The sequence below is a fragment of the Variovorax sp. FG153 genome (assembly GCF_057809595.1).
Genome location: NZ_JBMDKG010000034.1, coordinates 26,239 through 41,653, shown reverse-complemented (window position 1 = coordinate 41,653; position 15,415 = coordinate 26,239). Strand labels below are relative to the sequence as shown.

General features: G+C 70.7%; 13 protein-coding genes. 6 read left to right on the top strand and 7 right to left on the bottom strand.

The window, feature by feature from the left end; genetic code table 11:
- The first annotated feature begins 14 nt into the window (after positions 1–14).
- On the top strand, positions 15–401 hold the full coding sequence (locus tag ACODT0_RS29145) for a DUF4150 domain-containing protein (RefSeq protein WP_057590264.1): 387 nt from the start codon (positions 15–17) through the stop codon (positions 399–401).
- Between the two features lie 22 nt (positions 402–423).
- Here the strand turns inward: ACODT0_RS29145 and ACODT0_RS29140 are convergent, their stop codons facing one another.
- From ACODT0_RS29140 to ACODT0_RS29130, 3 genes are all read right to left on the bottom strand, one after another.
- Positions 424–1,416 (bottom strand): tripartite tricarboxylate transporter substrate binding protein, encoded by a 993-nt coding sequence (locus ACODT0_RS29140; protein WP_057590265.1) that lies wholly within the window; start codon positions 1,414–1,416, stop codon positions 424–426.
- Between the two features lie 103 nt (positions 1,417–1,519).
- Positions 1,520–2,593: a patatin-like phospholipase family protein gene (locus ACODT0_RS29135; protein WP_489042908.1), complete on the bottom strand. Its 1,074-nt coding sequence runs from the start codon at positions 2,591–2,593 to the stop codon at positions 1,520–1,522.
- 38 nt (positions 2,594–2,631) lie between these two features.
- Positions 2,632–5,001: a Tex family protein gene (locus ACODT0_RS29130; protein WP_209541561.1), complete on the bottom strand. Its 2,370-nt coding sequence runs from the start codon at positions 4,999–5,001 to the stop codon at positions 2,632–2,634.
- Positions 5,002–5,144: 143 nt separating this feature from the next.
- On the opposite strand from ACODT0_RS29130, the gene ACODT0_RS29125 reads away from it, so the two are divergent.
- The 4 genes from ACODT0_RS29125 (at position 5,145) to ACODT0_RS29110 (ending at position 8,200) form a co-directional block, all read left to right on the top strand.
- Entirely contained in the window at positions 5,145–5,675 is a 531-nt protein-coding gene (locus tag ACODT0_RS29125) for a hypothetical protein (protein ID WP_489042907.1), read from the top strand.
- Positions 5,676–5,740: 65 nt separating this feature from the next.
- A complete protein-coding gene (locus tag ACODT0_RS29120; RefSeq protein ID WP_413763523.1) occupies positions 5,741–6,118 on the top strand; it encodes a GIY-YIG nuclease family protein in 378 nt (125 codons plus the stop codon).
- 103 nt (positions 6,119–6,221) lie between these two features.
- Positions 6,222–6,791, top strand: a complete 570-nt coding sequence (locus ACODT0_RS29115) for a DUF2239 family protein (RefSeq protein ID WP_057590270.1) — start codon at positions 6,222–6,224, stop codon at positions 6,789–6,791.
- Entirely contained in the window at positions 6,788–8,200 is a 1,413-nt protein-coding gene (locus ACODT0_RS29110; protein ID WP_057590271.1) for an MATE family efflux transporter, read from the top strand. Before ACODT0_RS29115 ends, ACODT0_RS29110 begins: the two co-directional genes overlap by 4 nt.
- A gap of 3 nt (positions 8,201–8,203) precedes the next feature.
- Here the strand turns inward: ACODT0_RS29110 and ACODT0_RS29105 are convergent, their stop codons facing one another.
- From ACODT0_RS29105 to ACODT0_RS29095, 3 genes are all read right to left on the bottom strand, one after another.
- Positions 8,204–8,680 carry a VOC family protein gene (locus tag ACODT0_RS29105; RefSeq protein ID WP_489042906.1) on the bottom strand — a complete coding sequence of 159 codons (477 nt, stop codon included), beginning with the start codon at positions 8,678–8,680 and terminating at the stop codon, positions 8,204–8,206.
- A gap of 85 nt (positions 8,681–8,765) precedes the next feature.
- Positions 8,766–10,169: a sensor histidine kinase gene (locus tag ACODT0_RS29100; RefSeq protein ID WP_489042905.1), complete on the bottom strand. Its 1,404-nt coding sequence runs from the start codon at positions 10,167–10,169 to the stop codon at positions 8,766–8,768.
- Complete coding sequence (locus tag ACODT0_RS29095) at positions 10,166–10,822, bottom strand: response regulator (protein ID WP_261205713.1); 657 nt, start codon at positions 10,820–10,822, stop codon at positions 10,166–10,168. The genes ACODT0_RS29100 and ACODT0_RS29095 overlap by 4 nt, the downstream gene beginning before the upstream one ends.
- Before the next feature lie 118 nt (positions 10,823–10,940).
- Here ACODT0_RS29095 and ACODT0_RS29090 point away from each other — a divergent pair, with 118 nt between their 5' ends.
- Positions 10,941–12,992 (top strand): S9 family peptidase, encoded by a 2,052-nt coding sequence (locus tag ACODT0_RS29090; RefSeq protein WP_489042904.1) that lies wholly within the window; start codon positions 10,941–10,943, stop codon positions 12,990–12,992.
- Between the two features lie 3 nt (positions 12,993–12,995).
- Here ACODT0_RS29090 and ACODT0_RS29085 read toward each other — a convergent pair whose 3' ends face one another.
- Positions 12,996–15,404 carry a TonB-dependent siderophore receptor gene (locus ACODT0_RS29085; RefSeq protein WP_489042903.1) on the bottom strand — a complete coding sequence of 803 codons (2,409 nt, stop codon included), beginning with the start codon at positions 15,402–15,404 and terminating at the stop codon, positions 12,996–12,998.
- Positions 15,405–15,415: the final 11 nt, after the last annotated feature.

Genomic DNA, 15,415 nt, shown 5'->3' with positions numbered 1-15,415 from the left:
AAGGAGCAGCCACCATGTTCGCCAACGCACAGATGATGGGCGTCGACCTCGCCTTCCCCGACGTCTGCAAGACGCCACCGGCCTTGCCCATCCCCTACCCCAACATCGCGCTGGGCCCGACCGCGATTCCCAACGCCTGGAACATCCTCTACGGCGGCACGCCGGCCCACAACATGGCGACCGTCACGCCGATCACCAACGGCGACAACGCGGGCGTGCTGATGGGCGTGGTCTCGCAGACGGTGATGGGGCCTTCGCGCCACATCACGGGCGCCTTCACCGTGCTGCTCAAGGGCACGCCGTGCACGCGCATGACCAGCCTGTCGGTGCAGAACCGCTGCAACATCGTCGGCATGCGGATCGTGCCGAGCCAGTTCAAGGTGCTGGTGCTGGCGGCCTGAGCCTTCGACGGCCGGGCTGGTGCTACTCCGCCTTCACGCCCGCGGTGCGGATCACCGCGCCCCACTTCGCGGTCTCCGACGCGATGAAGGCATCGAACTCCTCGGGCGTGCCGCCGGCCGGAAAGGTGCCCATCGCATCGAGCTTCGCGCGCGTCTCGTCGCTCTTGATGATGCGCGCCACCTCGTCCGACATGCGCTTGACGATCTCGCGCGGCGTGCCGGCCGGCGCGAGCATGCCGGCCCAGGTGCTGCCGGTGAAGCCCGCGAAGCCCTGCTCGATGAAGGTCGGCACGTCCGGCACCGCGGGCAGCCGCTTGTCGCCGGCCACGCCGATCAGCCGGATCTTGCCGGCCTTGGCCTGGTTGATGAGCCCGGTGGGCGCATCGAAGAAGAGCTGGATCTGCCCGCCCATCAGGTCGGTCAGCGCCGGCACCGCGCCGCGGTACGGGATGTGGATCATGTAGGTCTTCGTGAGCGACTTCCACAGCTCGGTCGTGAGGTGCGCGGCCGAGCCGTTGCCCGACGAGCCGAAGCTCACCTTGCCGGGATTCGCGCGCGCGTAGTCGATCAGCTCGCGCGCGGTCTTGAACGGCGCATCGAGGTTGACCGCCGCGAGCAGCGGCGACACGCCCATCAGCGACACGCCCGCGAGGTCCTTGCGCGGGTCGTAGGGCAGCTTCGGATAGAGCGAGGTGTTGGCCGCATAGGCCGCGATCACCACGCCGAAGGTGCTGCCGTCGGGCGCGGCCTTGGCGACCGCATCGACGCCGATCAGGCTGTTGGCGCCGGGCTTGTTGTCGATCAGCACCGGCTGGCCCAGCCGCGTCTGCAGCCCGATCTGCACCAGCCGCGCCATCTGGTCGGTGAAGCCGCCGGGCGTGTAGGGCACGACGATGCGGATCGGCTTGTTGGGCCAGGCGCTCTGCGCGAGCACCGGCAGGCCGAGCGTGGCGGCCGCACCGGCGGCGGAGGTGGCGGTGGCGAAGCGGCGGCGCGACATCAGGGCATGGGGCATCGGGAACGGTCTCCTGCTTGTTATGCGCCGTCCGGGGCGGACGGCATGCGGGCCATTCTCGAAGCGCGGGCCGCGTGCCCGTTCAGGGTTTGCCCGGCGCCGCTCAGAGCGGCAGGATCTCGGCCGCGCTGCCGCGCGCCAGCCATTCCCGCAGTTCGTCCGACAGCCGCTGGGCCTCTCGCGTGGCCCGCGTCCAGGCCGCGATGCGCGCCTGCGCGTCGTTCTGGAAATGGATGAAGTCCTTGCGATCGGGCAGCTTGCCGTTGGGCAGCGTCTTCACCCAGTCGGGATCGGGCGCCAGCACCACCATGCGGTCGAGGAAGCCCGTCGACTTGTGGCGCCAGCGCAGCCCCTTGTCGAGCCAGCCCGGCACCACCGCGCGCTGGAAATGCGGGTACAGCACCAGGCCGTCGTCGACCGGCTGGTAGTCGAGGTGCAGGTGGTAGTCGGTGATGCCGCCGTCCCAGTAGGCGCCGCGCGGCGCGCCCGGGATGTCGTGCACCGCGGCCAGCAGGAACGGGATCGAGCACGAGGCCTGCAGCACCAGGTTGAAGTTGTCCTCGCGCAGCGCATGCTGCCGGGTGCGGAAGTCGCGCGTGCCGAAGGGCAGCTCGGCGCCGGGCGTGGAGAACACGCAGCGCTCGAGCCAGGCGCCCAGGGTCTTGCGGTGCACGCTGTTCGAGGCGAAGGCGCCGAGGTAGCCGACCGGCGTGCGCGCCCTGCCCTCGCGCCCGAGGATGTGGCGCCCGCGCGAGGTCACCACGTGCAGCCGGTAGCGCGGATGCGCGAGCACCTCGCCGATGCGCCCGCCATAGAAGGCCTGCAGGCTCTCGGCGAAGCGTTCGCTCAGCTGGTGCGGGCTCAGCCGCTTCTGCCCCGGCGGCACCTCGAACTGCTGGCGCACGTAGTCGTGCTCGAAGCGCTCGAAGGCCGCGACCGGATCGCCAAGGCAGGCCGTGGCCAGCCGCCAGGCGCCGATCGACGCGCCCACGAGGTGCACCGGCTGGTCCGATTGCGCGAGCCACTCGCCGAAGACGAAGCGGTCGATCGGCCCGAGGATCAGCCCCTTGGGACCGCCGGCCGCGCCCGGGATCGTGCGCACGTCCTGCGGCCGCAGGCCCTGGGCCTCGATGTGCCGGCGCGCGGCGGGGCCGGCGTAGATGCGCAGGGCTTTCATGCCAGGGCCATCAGCAGGATCCGTGCGCGTCGCGCGGATTACTTGCGCAACCCCTGCAACTTCGCAAACGCATTCGCCATCTGCCCCGAAGGCTGCGGCGTGTTGTCGCGGCGCGGCTGCTGGCCGCGGCCGGCGCCTTCGAAGCGGTTGTCGCGCGGGCCGTCGCGGCGCGCGGGGGCGGCGTCGAGCTTCATCGACAGGCCGATGCGCTTGCGCGCCACGTCGACCTCCATCACCTTCACCTTGACGATGTCGCCGGTCTTCACGACCTCGCGCGCGTCGTTGACGAACTTGTGGCTCAGCTGGCTCACGTGGACCAGGCCGTCCTGGTGCACGCCGAGGTCGATGAAGGCGCCGAACTGGGCGACGTTGCTCACGGTGCCCTCGAGGATCATGCCCTCCTGCAGGTCGGCGATGTCCTCCACGCCGTCGTTGAAACGCGCCACCTTGAAGTCGGGGCGCGGGTCGCGGCCGGGCTTCTCGAGTTCGCCGAGGATGTCCTTGACGGTGATGACGCCGAACTTCTCGTTGGCGAACAGCTCGGGCTTGAGCGTCTTGAGCATGTCGGCGCGGCCCATCAGCTCGGCGATGGGCTTGCCGGTCTTGACGATGATCTGCTCGACCAGCGGATAGGTCTCGGGATGCACGCCGGTGACGTCGAGCGGATCGGTGCCGCCGCGGATGCGCAGGAAGCCCGCGCTCTGCTCGAAGGCCTTGGGGCCGAAGCCCGTGACCTCGAGCAGCTGCTTGCGGGTGCCGAAGGCGCCGTTGGCATCGCGCCAGCGCACCACGGCCTTGGCCACGGCCGAGGACAGGCCCGAGACGCGGCTCAGGAGCGGCACGCTCGCGGTATTGAGGTCCACGCCCACCGAGTTCACGCAGTCCTCGACCACGGCCTGCAGGGTGCGCGCGAGCTCGCTCTGGTTCACGTCGTGCTGGTACTGGCCCACGCCGATGCTCTTGGGGTCGATCTTCACGAGCTCGGCCAGCGGGTCCTGCAGCCGGCGCGCGATCGAGGCGGCGCCGCGCAGGCTGACGTCGACGTCGGGCATCTCCTGGGCCGCGAATTCGCTGGCCGAGTAGACCGAGGCGCCGGCCTCGCTGACCACCACCTTGTCGACCTTCATCTCGGGCGCGCCGGCCTGGGCGGCCATCTTGGCGAGCAGCTTGATCAGGTCGGCCGCGAGCTTGTCGGTCTCGCGGCTGGCGGTGCCATTGCCGATCGCGATCAGGTTCACGCCGTGCTTGGCGCAGAGCTTGCCGAGGGTGTGCAGCGACCCCTCCCAGTCCTTGCGCGGTTCGTGCGGGAACACGGTCGCGGTCTCGACCAGCTTGCCGGTGGCATCGACCACCGCCACCTTCACGCCGGTGCGGATGCCGGGGTCCAGGCCCATCACCACGCGCGGGCCGGCCGGCGCGGCCAGCAGCAGGTCGCGCAGGTTGTCGGCGAAGACCTTGATCGCGACCTTCTCGGCGTCCTCGCGCAGGCGCGTGAACAGATCGCGCTCGGTCGACAGCGCGAGCTTCACGCGCCAGGTCCAGGCCACGCACTTGCGCAGCAGGTCGTCGGCCGGGCGGCCGGCATGGCTCCAGCCCAGGTGCAGCGCGATGCGGCCTTCGGCGACGCTGGGCTTGCCGGGCTCGGGCTCCACCGGCAGCACCAGCTTGGCGTCGAGGATGTCGAGCGCGCGGCCGCGGAACACGGCCAGCGCGCGGTGCGAGGGCACGCGGCCGATCGGCTCGTCGTAGTCGAAGTAGTCGCGGAACTTGGCGACGTCGGCGTTGTTCTCGTCCTTGCCGCTCATCAGGCTGGACTTGAGCAGGCCCTCGTTCCAGAGCCATTCGCGCAGGCGCTGCACCAGCACGGCGTCCTCGGCCCAGCGTTCCGAGAGGATGTCGCGCACGCCGTCGAGCACGGCGGGCACGGTCGAGAAGTCGGGGCCGGGCTTGCCGTCGTCGAGCGTGGTGGCGGGCTGCAGGAAGGCCTTGGCCTCCACGGCGGGATCGAGCGTGGGGTCGGCCAGCAGCTTGTCGGCCAGCGGCTCGATGCCGAACTCGCGCGCGATCTGGCCCTTGGTGCGGCGCTTCTGCTTGAACGGCAGGTACAGGTCTTCCAGCTCCTGCTTGGTCGGCGCGAGTTCGATCGCGGCGCGCAGTTCGGGCGTGAGCTTGCCCTGTTCGTCGATGGCCTTGACCACCGCGGCGCGGCGGTCCTCGAGTTCGCGCAGGTAGCTCAGGCGCGCCTCGAGCTCGCGCAGCTGGGTGTCGTCGAGGCCGTCGGTGGCTTCCTTGCGGTAGCGCGCGATGAATGGAACCGTGGCGCCCCCGTCGAGCAGTTCGACGGCGGCCTTCACCTGATGCTCGCCCACCTTGATTTCGGCGGCGAGCTGGCGAATGATTTTCTGCATTGCTGAGTGGCGTCCCTGTCGCTGCGACCGGCCGGCCGGTCGCGTTGGTCGAATGAAGCGCGCGAGTTTGCCATAGTGAAAATGGCGTCCGGCCATCCGGCGCGGACACTTGTCCGACCGCTCCACGCCCCCACCTCCCCACCGTGCAACCACCCTCCTCCCCTGGCCCGCGCCGGCCGCCGTCCCGCTTCGGGAAGTTGTTACGGACGGTGTTCGCCGTGCTGCTGGTGCCGCTGCTGCTGTTCGAGGAATGGGGCTGGGAACCGCTGGCCGCGCTCGCGGCGCGGCTGGCCCGGCTGCCGCTGTGGGCGCGCGCCGAAGCCTGGCTGCGCGGCCTGCCGCCCTGGGGCGCGCTGCTGGCCTTCCTGCTGCCGGTGCTGTTGCTGTTGCCGGTCAAGGTGCTGGCGCTGTTCCTGTTCAGCCATGGCCACGCGGGCAGCGGCGTCGCGGTGCTGGTCGCGGCCAAGCTGGCCGGCACCGCGGTGGTGGCGCGGATCTTCCAGCTCGTCGAGGGCACGCTGATGCGCATCCCGCTGTTCGCGCGCTGGTATCCGCGCTGGAAGGCCTGGAAGGACCGGGTGCTGGGCCTGGTGCGGCAGAGCCGGCCCTGGCGGCTGGTGCACGCCTTCAACCGGCGCGCGCTGCGGGCCTGGCGGCGCTTGCGCGGGGCTTGAGGCGCGCGCCTATTTTTACCCGGGTATATTGATGAATTCAATTTAACCCGGGTAAAATTGACGCCATGACACTTTCCCAGGAATCACGGCGCGCCCTCACCCGGCAGTACAAGGACAGCACGCTCCCCGCCGGCGTGTTCGCGATCCGCAACCTGAAGACGGGCCGGGTCTATGCCGCGGCCGCGCTCGACATCGTGGGCGCGATGAACCGCCAGCGCTTCGAGCTGAACCTGCGCAGCCACCGCAACAAGGCGCTGCAGCAGGACTGGATCGCGCTGGGCGCCGAGGCCTTCGCCTTCGAGGAACTGGCGCGCGTGAAGGAGCGCGACGACCCGGCCTTCGACCGCGCGGCCGAGCTCGAGGCGCTGTTCGAGCTCTGGGCCGAGGAGTCCGGCTGCCATGGCGCGCAGGGCTACAACGGCCCGGCGCGACCGCGCGCCTGAGCCTTCGCCGGTGCCCGCCGTCCCCCTCGCCCTCCTCCTTCGCCGGGCGCAAGAAAAGTCAGGCTTTCTTCATTGCGCCCGGGTAAATTACCGCTCCGCCTCCATGACCCTCGAGACTTCCTCCCTCCCGGCCTGCGCCGATCCCGCGTCCACCCTGACTGCTTTCGCCGGCTTCCACCGCATCGCACGCGGCTCGCGCGCCGAGCTGGTCGCCGCGCTGCGCGCGCGCACCGACGACACGCCGTACCTGGTGTTCGATGACCAAAGCGGCGCGCAGATCGACCTCGACCTGCGCGAGCCACCGGCGCCGGCCGGCGAGCCGCCGCGCGGCGTCGGCCGCCCCAAGCTCGGCGTGGTGGCGCGCGAGGTCACGCTGCTGCCGCGCCAGTGGGAATGGCTGGGCCGACAGCCCGGCGGCGCCTCGGTCGCGCTGCGCCGGCTGATCGACGAGGCACGCCGCGTCAACGCGGGGCGCGATGCCGCACGCGCGGCGCGGGAAGCCACCTACGGCGTGATGACCGTGCTGGCCGGCAACCTGCCCGGTTTCGAGGAAGCCATGCGCGCCCTGTTCGCGCTCGAGCGCGAACGCTTCGAGCAACACATTTCGACCTGGCCCGAGGACCTGCGGGCCCACCTCCAAGAACTCTCCGGCGCGAGCTGGACCCACGAATGAACGCCAAGACAGACACAGCCCCCAACCCGAGCGGCCTCCAGGGCACGCCCGTGGCACCCGTGGGCGCGCCGCGCGCCCTGTGGAAGACCTTCCTGTTCTTCCTCGCCCCCATGCTGCTGAGCAACATCCTGCAGTCGCTGTCGGGCACGCTCAACAACATCTACATCGGCCAGATGATCGGCGTGACCGCGCTGGCCGCGGTCTCGAGCTTCTTCCCGGTGTTCTTCTTCTTCATCGCCTTCGTGATCGGCCTGGGCGCCGGCGCCTCGGTGTTGATCGGCCAGGCCTGGGGCGCGCGCGACGTCGCCCGCGCCAAGGCGGTGGCCGGCACCACGCTGAGCGTGGGCATCCTGATGGGCCTGGTGATCGCGGTGTTCGGCGGCGCCTTCACCACGCCGCTGCTGGCGGCGCTGGGCACGCCGCCCGACGTGCTGGCCGAGGCCACGCGCTATGCGCGGATCATGCTGATCGCGATGCCCGGCGTGTTCGTGTTCCTGATCTCGACCGCGATGCTGCGCGGCGTGGGCGACACCGTCACGCCGCTGCTCACGCTGCTGATCTCCACCACCATCGGCATGCTCGTCACGCCGGCCCTGATCCGCGGCTGGGGCGGCCTGCCGCAGCTGGGCGTGACGAGCGGCGCCTGGGGTTCGGTGCTCTCGTTCCTGGTCGCGACCCTGTGGCTGGGCTGGCGGCTGCGCCGGCGCAACAGCCCGCTCGCGCCCGACGCGGTCTTCCTGCGCAGCATGCGCATCGACCCGCAACTGCTCAAGACCGTGCTCAAGGTCGGCGTGCCCACGGGCGTGCAGATGATCGTGGTGGCGCTGGCCGAGGTGGTGCTGCTGTCGCTGGTCAACGGCTACGGCTCGAGCGCCACGGCCGCCTACGGCGCGGTCAACCAGGTGGTGGCCTATGTGCAGTTCCCGGCCATCTCGATCGCGATCACGGCTTCGATCCTCGGCGCACAGGCCATCGGCGCCGGCCGCGCCGACCGCCTCGGCGCCATCGCGCGCACGGCGCTGATGATGAACCTGCTGCTCACCGGCGGCCTGGTGCTGCTGGGCTACCTGTTCTCGCGGCCGCTGATGGGCTTCTTCATCACCAGCGCGCCGGTGATCGAGATCGCCCAGGAGCTGCTGCACATCATGCTGTGGAGCCTTGTGATCTTCGGCATGGCCTCGGCGCTGTCGGGGATCATGCGCGCCAGCGGCTCGGTGCTGGTGCCCACGCTGATCTCGATCGCCTGCCTGCTCGGCCTCGAGGTGCCGGTGGCCTGGTTCATGAGCCACCGCATCGGCCTGGACGGCATCTGGTATGCCTACCCGGTGACCTTCGGCGCGATGCTGCTGCTGCAGACCGCGTACTACCAGCTGGTGTGGCGCAAGAAGGCGATCAAGCGGCTGGTGTAGCGATCAAGCGCCGTCGAAGGCCTTCTTCACGGTGGCGATGTCGAGCTTGACCATCTTCATCATCGCCTCCATCGCGCGCTTGGCCTTGGCCGGATCCTTGTCCTGGAACATCCGGATGATCGCGTCGGGCGCGACCTGCCACGAGACGCCGAAGCGGTCGGTGAGCCAGCCGCACTGCACCGGCTGGCCGCCGCCCTCGAGCAGCTTGTCCCAGTAGTGGTCGACCTCGGCCTGGGTCTCGCACCTCACGTACATCGAGATGGCCGGGGTGAACTTGTACTCGGGGCCGCCGTTGAGCACCATGAACGCCTGGCCATCGAGCTCGAAGGTGGCGGTGAGCAGCGAGCCCTTCTTGGCCGGGTTGACGTCGCCCCACAGCAGGGTGTCGGTCACGCGCGAGTTCGGGAAGATCGCGCTGTAGAACTTCAATGCCTCCTTGCCATTGCCGTCGAACCAGAGGCAGGGAACGATTCTTTGCATGGGTATCTCCTTGGAGCTTGATTGATGAACCTGCAAGTTCAGTATCGAAGCTGCGCGCGGCTGCTGTCAACCCGGGCGATGCCCTTCAGCCGTAAGTGTTCGTGCGGCCCGCAAGCGGCAGCCGAACGCTGAAACCCACGCCGCGCCCCGGCGCCAGGCCGTCGACGATGGCCACCTCGCCACCCATGCGGTGCACCGCCTGTTTCACGATCGCGAGGCCCAGGCCCGAGCCCGGCGTCTCGTGCGCGCCCTCGCCGCGGTGGAAGCGCTCGAACACCCGCTCGCGCTCGGACGCGGGAATGCCGGGCCCGTCGTCGGCCACCAGCAGCGCGAGGCGGCCGTCTTCCACATGCAGCGTCATCGCCACCTGCGCGCCGTCGGGCACATGGCGGATCGCGTTGTGCAGCAGGTTCTCGAGCACCGACTGCAGCGCCGGCACGTCGACCTCGGCCCGCAGGCTGTCGGGCGCCTCGAGCGCCAGCTCGATGCCGCGCGCCATGGCCTGCGGCGCCGCCTGCGCGAGCAGCCCGCGCGCGAACTGCGCCACGTCGACGCGCTTCGGGGCCGAAGGCTGCGCATCGTCGAGCAGCGCCAGGTCGAGCAGTTGCTGCGTGAGATGCGAGGCGCGCGCGATCGCCTGCTCCAGATGCAGCTGCGCGCGCTCGCGCTCGGCGGCATCGGCCGCGCCCGCCAGCGCATGGGCCTGCGCGGCGATCACCGCCATCGGCGTGCGCAGCTCGTGCGCCGCGTCGTGCACGAAGGCGCGCTCCTGCGTGAGCTTGTCGCGCAGCTGGCGCAGCATGCGCTCGAGCGCCGAGGTCAGCGGCTTGAGCTCGGCCTGGGGCGGGTCGTAGCCGATCGGCGACAGGTCGCTGCTGCCGCGCCGCGCGATCAGATCGGCCAATCGCTGCAGCGGCCGCAGCCCGAGCCGCACCGCCAGCCACACCGGCAGCAGCACGATCGGAAAGGCCAGCAGCAGGTAGGGCAGCAGGCGCGTGGCGTTGCGCTCGAGCACCCACCAGCCCGTGATGCGCGGCTCAGCGAGCTGCAGCCGCCAGCGGCCGGCCTCGCTGCCGTGGACCCAGTACGAGACGCCATCGAAATCGCGCTCGATCACCTGCGGCGCCGGCGCATCGAGCACCCGGTCGCCGAGCGAGGCCGAGCGGTAGAGCACCGCGCCATCGTCGCGCCGGCGCAGTTCCATCCACACGCTGCCACCCGGATTGCCGCTGATGCGCAGGGTCCTGAACTGGGTCGCGGTCGAACGCATCACGCCCACCGCCTGCGCGTCGCTGTCGACTTCGCGCAGCGAGGCGCTCATCGCGCGGCCCAGCTTCTTCAGCCCCTGGTCGACCGCGAGCGCCTGGCGGAACTCGACGTAGAAATAGGCCAGCAGCATCAGCCAGACGCCGACGAAGGCGATCAGCATCGCGGCCAGCACGCGCCGGCCGATGCTGGGGCCGGGCCATGCGAACGACAGACGGTTCATGGCGTCAACATGTAGCCCACGCCGCGCACCGTGTGCACGCGCGTGGCGCCGATCTTGCGCCGCAGGTTCGACACGTGGACCTCGACCGCCGCGAAGTCCAGCGGCTCGCCCAGCGGTTCCAGCCGCTGCGCGAGCACGCCCTTGGCGACCACCGCGCCGGGCTCGCGCGCCAGTTCGAGCAGCAGCCTGAATTCGCGCGGCGACAGCTCGAGCGCGCTGCCCGCGAGCGTGGCCTGGTGGCGCCGCGGCGCGATCGACAGCGGTCCCAGCGTCCAGACCTCGCTGGCCTGGCGCGCCGAGCGCCGCAGCACCGCGCGAATGCGCGAGATCAGCTCGGCGGTGGCGAAGGGCTTGATGACGAAGTCGTCGGCGCCGCCGTCGAGGCCGGCCAGCCGGTCCTCGACCGCCGAGCGCGCGGTGATCACGATCACCGGCACCGTGCCGCCCGCGCCGCGCCAGCGCGCCAGCAGTTCGAAGCCGTTGCCGTCGGGCAGCGAGAGGTCGAGCAGCACGCAGTCGAACACGGCCGCGTCGGGCACGCGCGGCGCGTCGCGGGCGCGGCGCAGCCATTCGCTCGTGAGGCCGTCCACCTTGAGCGCGGCCTGCAGCGCGCGGCCCAGGTCGAGGTCGTCTTCGATCAGCAGGATGTGCACGCGGCGATTGTGCGCGCGCCGACCTTCGGGTCAGCCAAAGACAGGGCGCGCCATCTTTGGCTTCGCCCAAGGTCGGGCTTCGCACAATCGCCGGCCACCGTCTCCAGGAACCGGAACCATGCGCCGCGACTTTCGCCCCACCGCCCTGCTCGCCCTGGCCTGCGCCGCCGGCGCGCTGCTGCTGTCCGCCTGCGCCACCGCGCCCACCCATCCGGCGCTGGCCCAGGCCAGCCAGGACCGGACGCTGCCGCCGCTGGTGCCGATGCGCCGCTTCGTCGCCAATGTCGACACGGTCGGCGGCCATGTGCTGTCGCCCGACGGCCGCAAGCTGCTGTGGGTGCAGACCGTCGGCACCGACGTGGGCCTGGCCGTGCGCGACAGCGCCGACGCGGCCACGGTGCAGTCGGCCAGCACGCGCAGCTTCGCCACCGGCACGCTCGCGAGCGGGGCCGCCTACGCCTGGCTGCCCGACAGCCGCCACATCGCCTACCTCAAGGACGCGAGCGGCGACGAGAACACGCAGATCTTCGTGCTCGACAGCCAGTCGCCCGAGGCCAGACCCTGGGCCGTCACGCCCTGGCCCGGCGTGCGCTCGACCGGCGTCATCGGCGGCGCGCCAGGCAGCCCGAACTTCTTCTTCGCGAGCAACCGCAACGACCGCACCAGCCTCGACCTGTTCGAGGCCGACCCGCGCACCCGCAGCGTGCGCGAGGTGGCGCGCGGCGAGCCCGGCAGCCGCGTGGTCGCCTGGTACATCGACACCCGGCGCGAGCCGGCCGCGCGCATGCGCCAGCTCGGCAGCGTCGACGGCTCCGACCTGCTGATGGAGCTGCGCCAGGCCGACGGCAGCTGGCGCCCGTTCAAGACCATCGAGGCCTTCGATGCCTACGCGCCGCTGCGCATCGATCGCGAAGGCGGCCGGCTCTGGGCGCTCGGCAACATCGGGCGCGACAAGCTGGTGCTGGTCGAGGCCGACCTGGCCACCGGCGCCGAGAAGGTGCTGGCCGAGGACGACCAGGTTGACCTCGGGGCCATCTACTTCCCGCCGAACGAGGGCGCGCCGCAGGCCTGGACCTCCGAGCCCGGCCGCCCGCGCATCCGCTACCTCGATGCCACGCTCGACGCGGAGGTGGCCGCCGCCATGAAGCTCGCACGCGAACGCGGTTGGCTCGCCGCCGATCCCGTGGTCGCGCGCCCGCAGAGCAGCGCGCTCGGCCAGCGGCGCATGGTGCTGCGCGCCGTCACCGAGACCGGCGGCATCGAGCTGCTGCTCGACCGCGACAGCCACGCCCTCACGCGGCTCGCACCGCCGCCGAGCGAGCACGCCGAGCGCTTCTTCTCGCCGAGCGAGCCCTTCTCCTTCGAAGCCTCGGACGGCCTGCGCATCCACGGCTACCTGGCGCGCCCGCGCGGCGTGCGCGGCCCGGTGCCGCTGGTGGTCTACATCCACGGCGGCCCCTGGATCCGCGACCACTGGCAACCCGCGGGCTTCAACACCGTGCAGATGCTCGCTAACCGCGGCTATGCGGTGCTGCAGGTCAACTACCGCGGCTCGGGCGGTTACGGCCGCGCCTTCATGCTGGCCGGCGCGGGCCAGACCAGCGGCCGGCTGCAGCAGGACATCGCCGAGGCCGCGCAATGGGCCATCGACCAGGGCGTGGCCGATCCGCGGCGCATGGCGGTGCTCGGCGCCAGCTTCGGCGGCTTCTCGGTGCTCGCGCAGCTGATCCGCAAGCCGCACGACTACCGCTGCGGCATCGACATCGTCGGCGTGGCCAACTGGCCGCGCGTGATCGAGAACTGGCCGCCGTTCTGGCGCAACCGCCACTACTTCGCGCGCTTCTTCGGCGACGTGAACCAGCCCGAGGAACGCGCGCGCATGCTGCGCGATTCGCCGGTGTCGCAGCTCGAGCGCATCGAGGCGCCGCTGCTGGTGATCCACGGCGCCAACGACGTGCGCGTGCTGCGCCAGGATTCGGACGACGTGGTGGCCGAACTGCGCCGGCTCGGCCGGCCGGTGGACTTCCTGAGCTTTCCCGACGAGGGCCACAGCGTGCGCAAGTGGCGCAACCGGCTCGCGCTGTGGCGCAAGGTCGAGGACACGCTGGCCGGCTGCCTCGGCGGACGCAGCAACGGCTTCGACTTCTACGAGCTGATGCCGCGCTCCTGAGGCCTACCAGCGGTAGGTGGCCGTGGCCGTCGCGGTGCGCGGATAGCCGTAGTAGCAGTTGCCGTAGCCGCAGTTGGCGATGTAGGTCTTGTTGGTGAGGTTGCGCAGGTTCAGCGCCAGGGTCCAGCGATCGATGTCGTAGCCGAGCATGGCGTCGAGCACCGTGGATGCGGGGACCTTGCTCGGTCGCGTGGCTTCGCCGTCGCCGTGGTTGGTGCCGGTGTAGCGCGCCCCCAGTCCGACCTTCAGGCCGTTGGAAAAGCGGTAGTCGGCCCAGACCGAAAACCGGTGGCGCGGCACGGCCGTGGCCTGCTTGCCGATCTCGTCTGGATTGCTGCTGGCCGTGACGATGGCGCGCGGCGTGTAGCTGTAGGAGGCCGTGAGGTTCATGCGCGGCGCGACCTCGGCCGTGGCCTCGAGCTCCAGGCCGCGCACCGAGATCTCGCCCGTCTGCCTGGGCTTGGCATCGCCGTCGAAGCTGATGTAGTTCTTGCGCCGCAGGTCGAAGACGGCCGCGCTGTACATCGCCTTGCCGCCCGTGGGCTGGTAGCGCACGCCGGCCTCGAACTGCTTGCCGCTCTCTGGCTTGAAGGGGTCGCCCGAGACCGGGTCGATGGTGGCGGTCGGCGCGAACGACTCCGAGTAGCTCAGATACGGCGCCCAGCCGCTCGGATGCAGGTAGACCAGGCCGGCGCGGCTGGTGAACTTGTGGTCGCGGATGCGCTGGGTCGAGCCGTCGAGGCGGCTGAAGACCGTGCTGTCGGCCGTGTCGTAGCGACCGCCCACGGTCAGCGACCAGCGCTCGCCCCACTTGACCTGGTCCTGCAGGTAGAGGCCGGTCTGCGTCAGCCGGGTGATGCCGTCGAAATACGGCGCGGGCAATTCGATCGGCCCGCCGTACACCGGCGCATGGATGTTCAGCGGCGACGCGCTGCCGCCGCTGAAGGTGACCTGGTCGATCCGGGTGCGCTGGTAATCGAGCCCGACCAGCACCTTGTGCTGCGCCTCGCCCGTGCGGAAGTCGGCCTGCGCCTGGTTGTCGAGCGCCACGGCGGCGATGTTCTCGCGGCTGCCGAACACGCTGCGCGCCATCTGCTGGAAGTTGACCGGATCGTTCGGCACCTCGGGGTTCAGCGCGGTGAAGCCGCGCAACTGCGTGCCCGTGTAGTCGAGCTTCTGGTGCGCGTAGCGTGCGTTCTGCCGCACCGTCCAGGTGTCGTCGATGCGGTGCTCGAACTGGTAGCCGACCATTTCCTGGTCCTGGTCGAAACGGTCGAAGCCGGGTTCGCCGACGAACAGCCTCGAGGGAATGAAGCTGCCGATCGCCGTCGGATCGAGCGAGCCGACCTGCGGCCGCGCGCGCGTGTAGACGCCGCTGCGCGTGCGCGTGAACTGGGACAGCAGCGTGAGCGTGGTGTCGCTCGACGGCTTCCAGGTCAGCGAGGGTGCGATGTAGCTGCGATCGTCGGCCTCCCTGGCCGCCGGCAGTTGCGCATCGCGCAGCAGCCCGGTGATGCGATAGAGCAGCTTGCCGTCGGCATCCAGGGCGCCCGAGAAATCGCCCGCCACCTGCTTGCGGGCGTGGTCGCCCAGCTGCAGTTGCAGCTCGTGCACCGGCTCCGCCGTCGGGCGCTTGCTGACCACGTTCACCACCCCGCCGGGCCCGCTCATGCCATAGAGCACCGACGAGGGTCCGCGCAGCAGCTCGATGCGCTCGGCGCCGTAGTTCTCGGTGCGCCACACGCCCCAGGTGCTGTTGTTGCGCAGCGGCAGGCCGTCGAGGTAGAAGCCCGGCGAATAGGCATCGAAGCCGCGCAGCGAGATCCAGTCGTAGCGCGAGTCGGCGCCGTAGGTGGTGGTCGACACGCCCGGCGTGTAGCCCAGCGCGTCCTTGAGGTTGGCGGCGCCCATGGCCTCGATGCGGTCGGCCGTGATCACCGAGATCGACTGCGGCGTCTCGATGATCGGCGTGTCGGTCTTGGTGCCGGTGGCGCTGCGCCGGGCCACGTAGCCCTGCACGCGGCTGGTGGCGCTCTGCTCGCCCTCGGCCTGCACGGTGACCGCCGGCAACGACGCGTTGGAAGCGCCCGGCACCAGCGTGCGGATGACCACGGCGTTGCCCTCCACGCTGGCCGCAAGGCCGCTGCCGGCCAGCAGCTGGTCGAGCGCCTGGCGCGGTGCGAGCCGGCCCGAGACCGCCGGCGCGGTCTTGCCCGCCACCAGGCTCTGCTGCACCACGAGCTGCACGCCGGTCTGGCGCGCCCAGTCGTTGAGCGCCTGGGCCAGCGGCTGGGCCGCGATGCGGATCGGCACCGGGTCGGCCGGCAGCGCCTGGGCCGATGCGGTCAGGTGGGACAGCGCGAGCGCCAGGGCCAGGGCCAGCGGTGCCGGCTTCGATGTCAAGCAGTTCATCTACGTTTCCA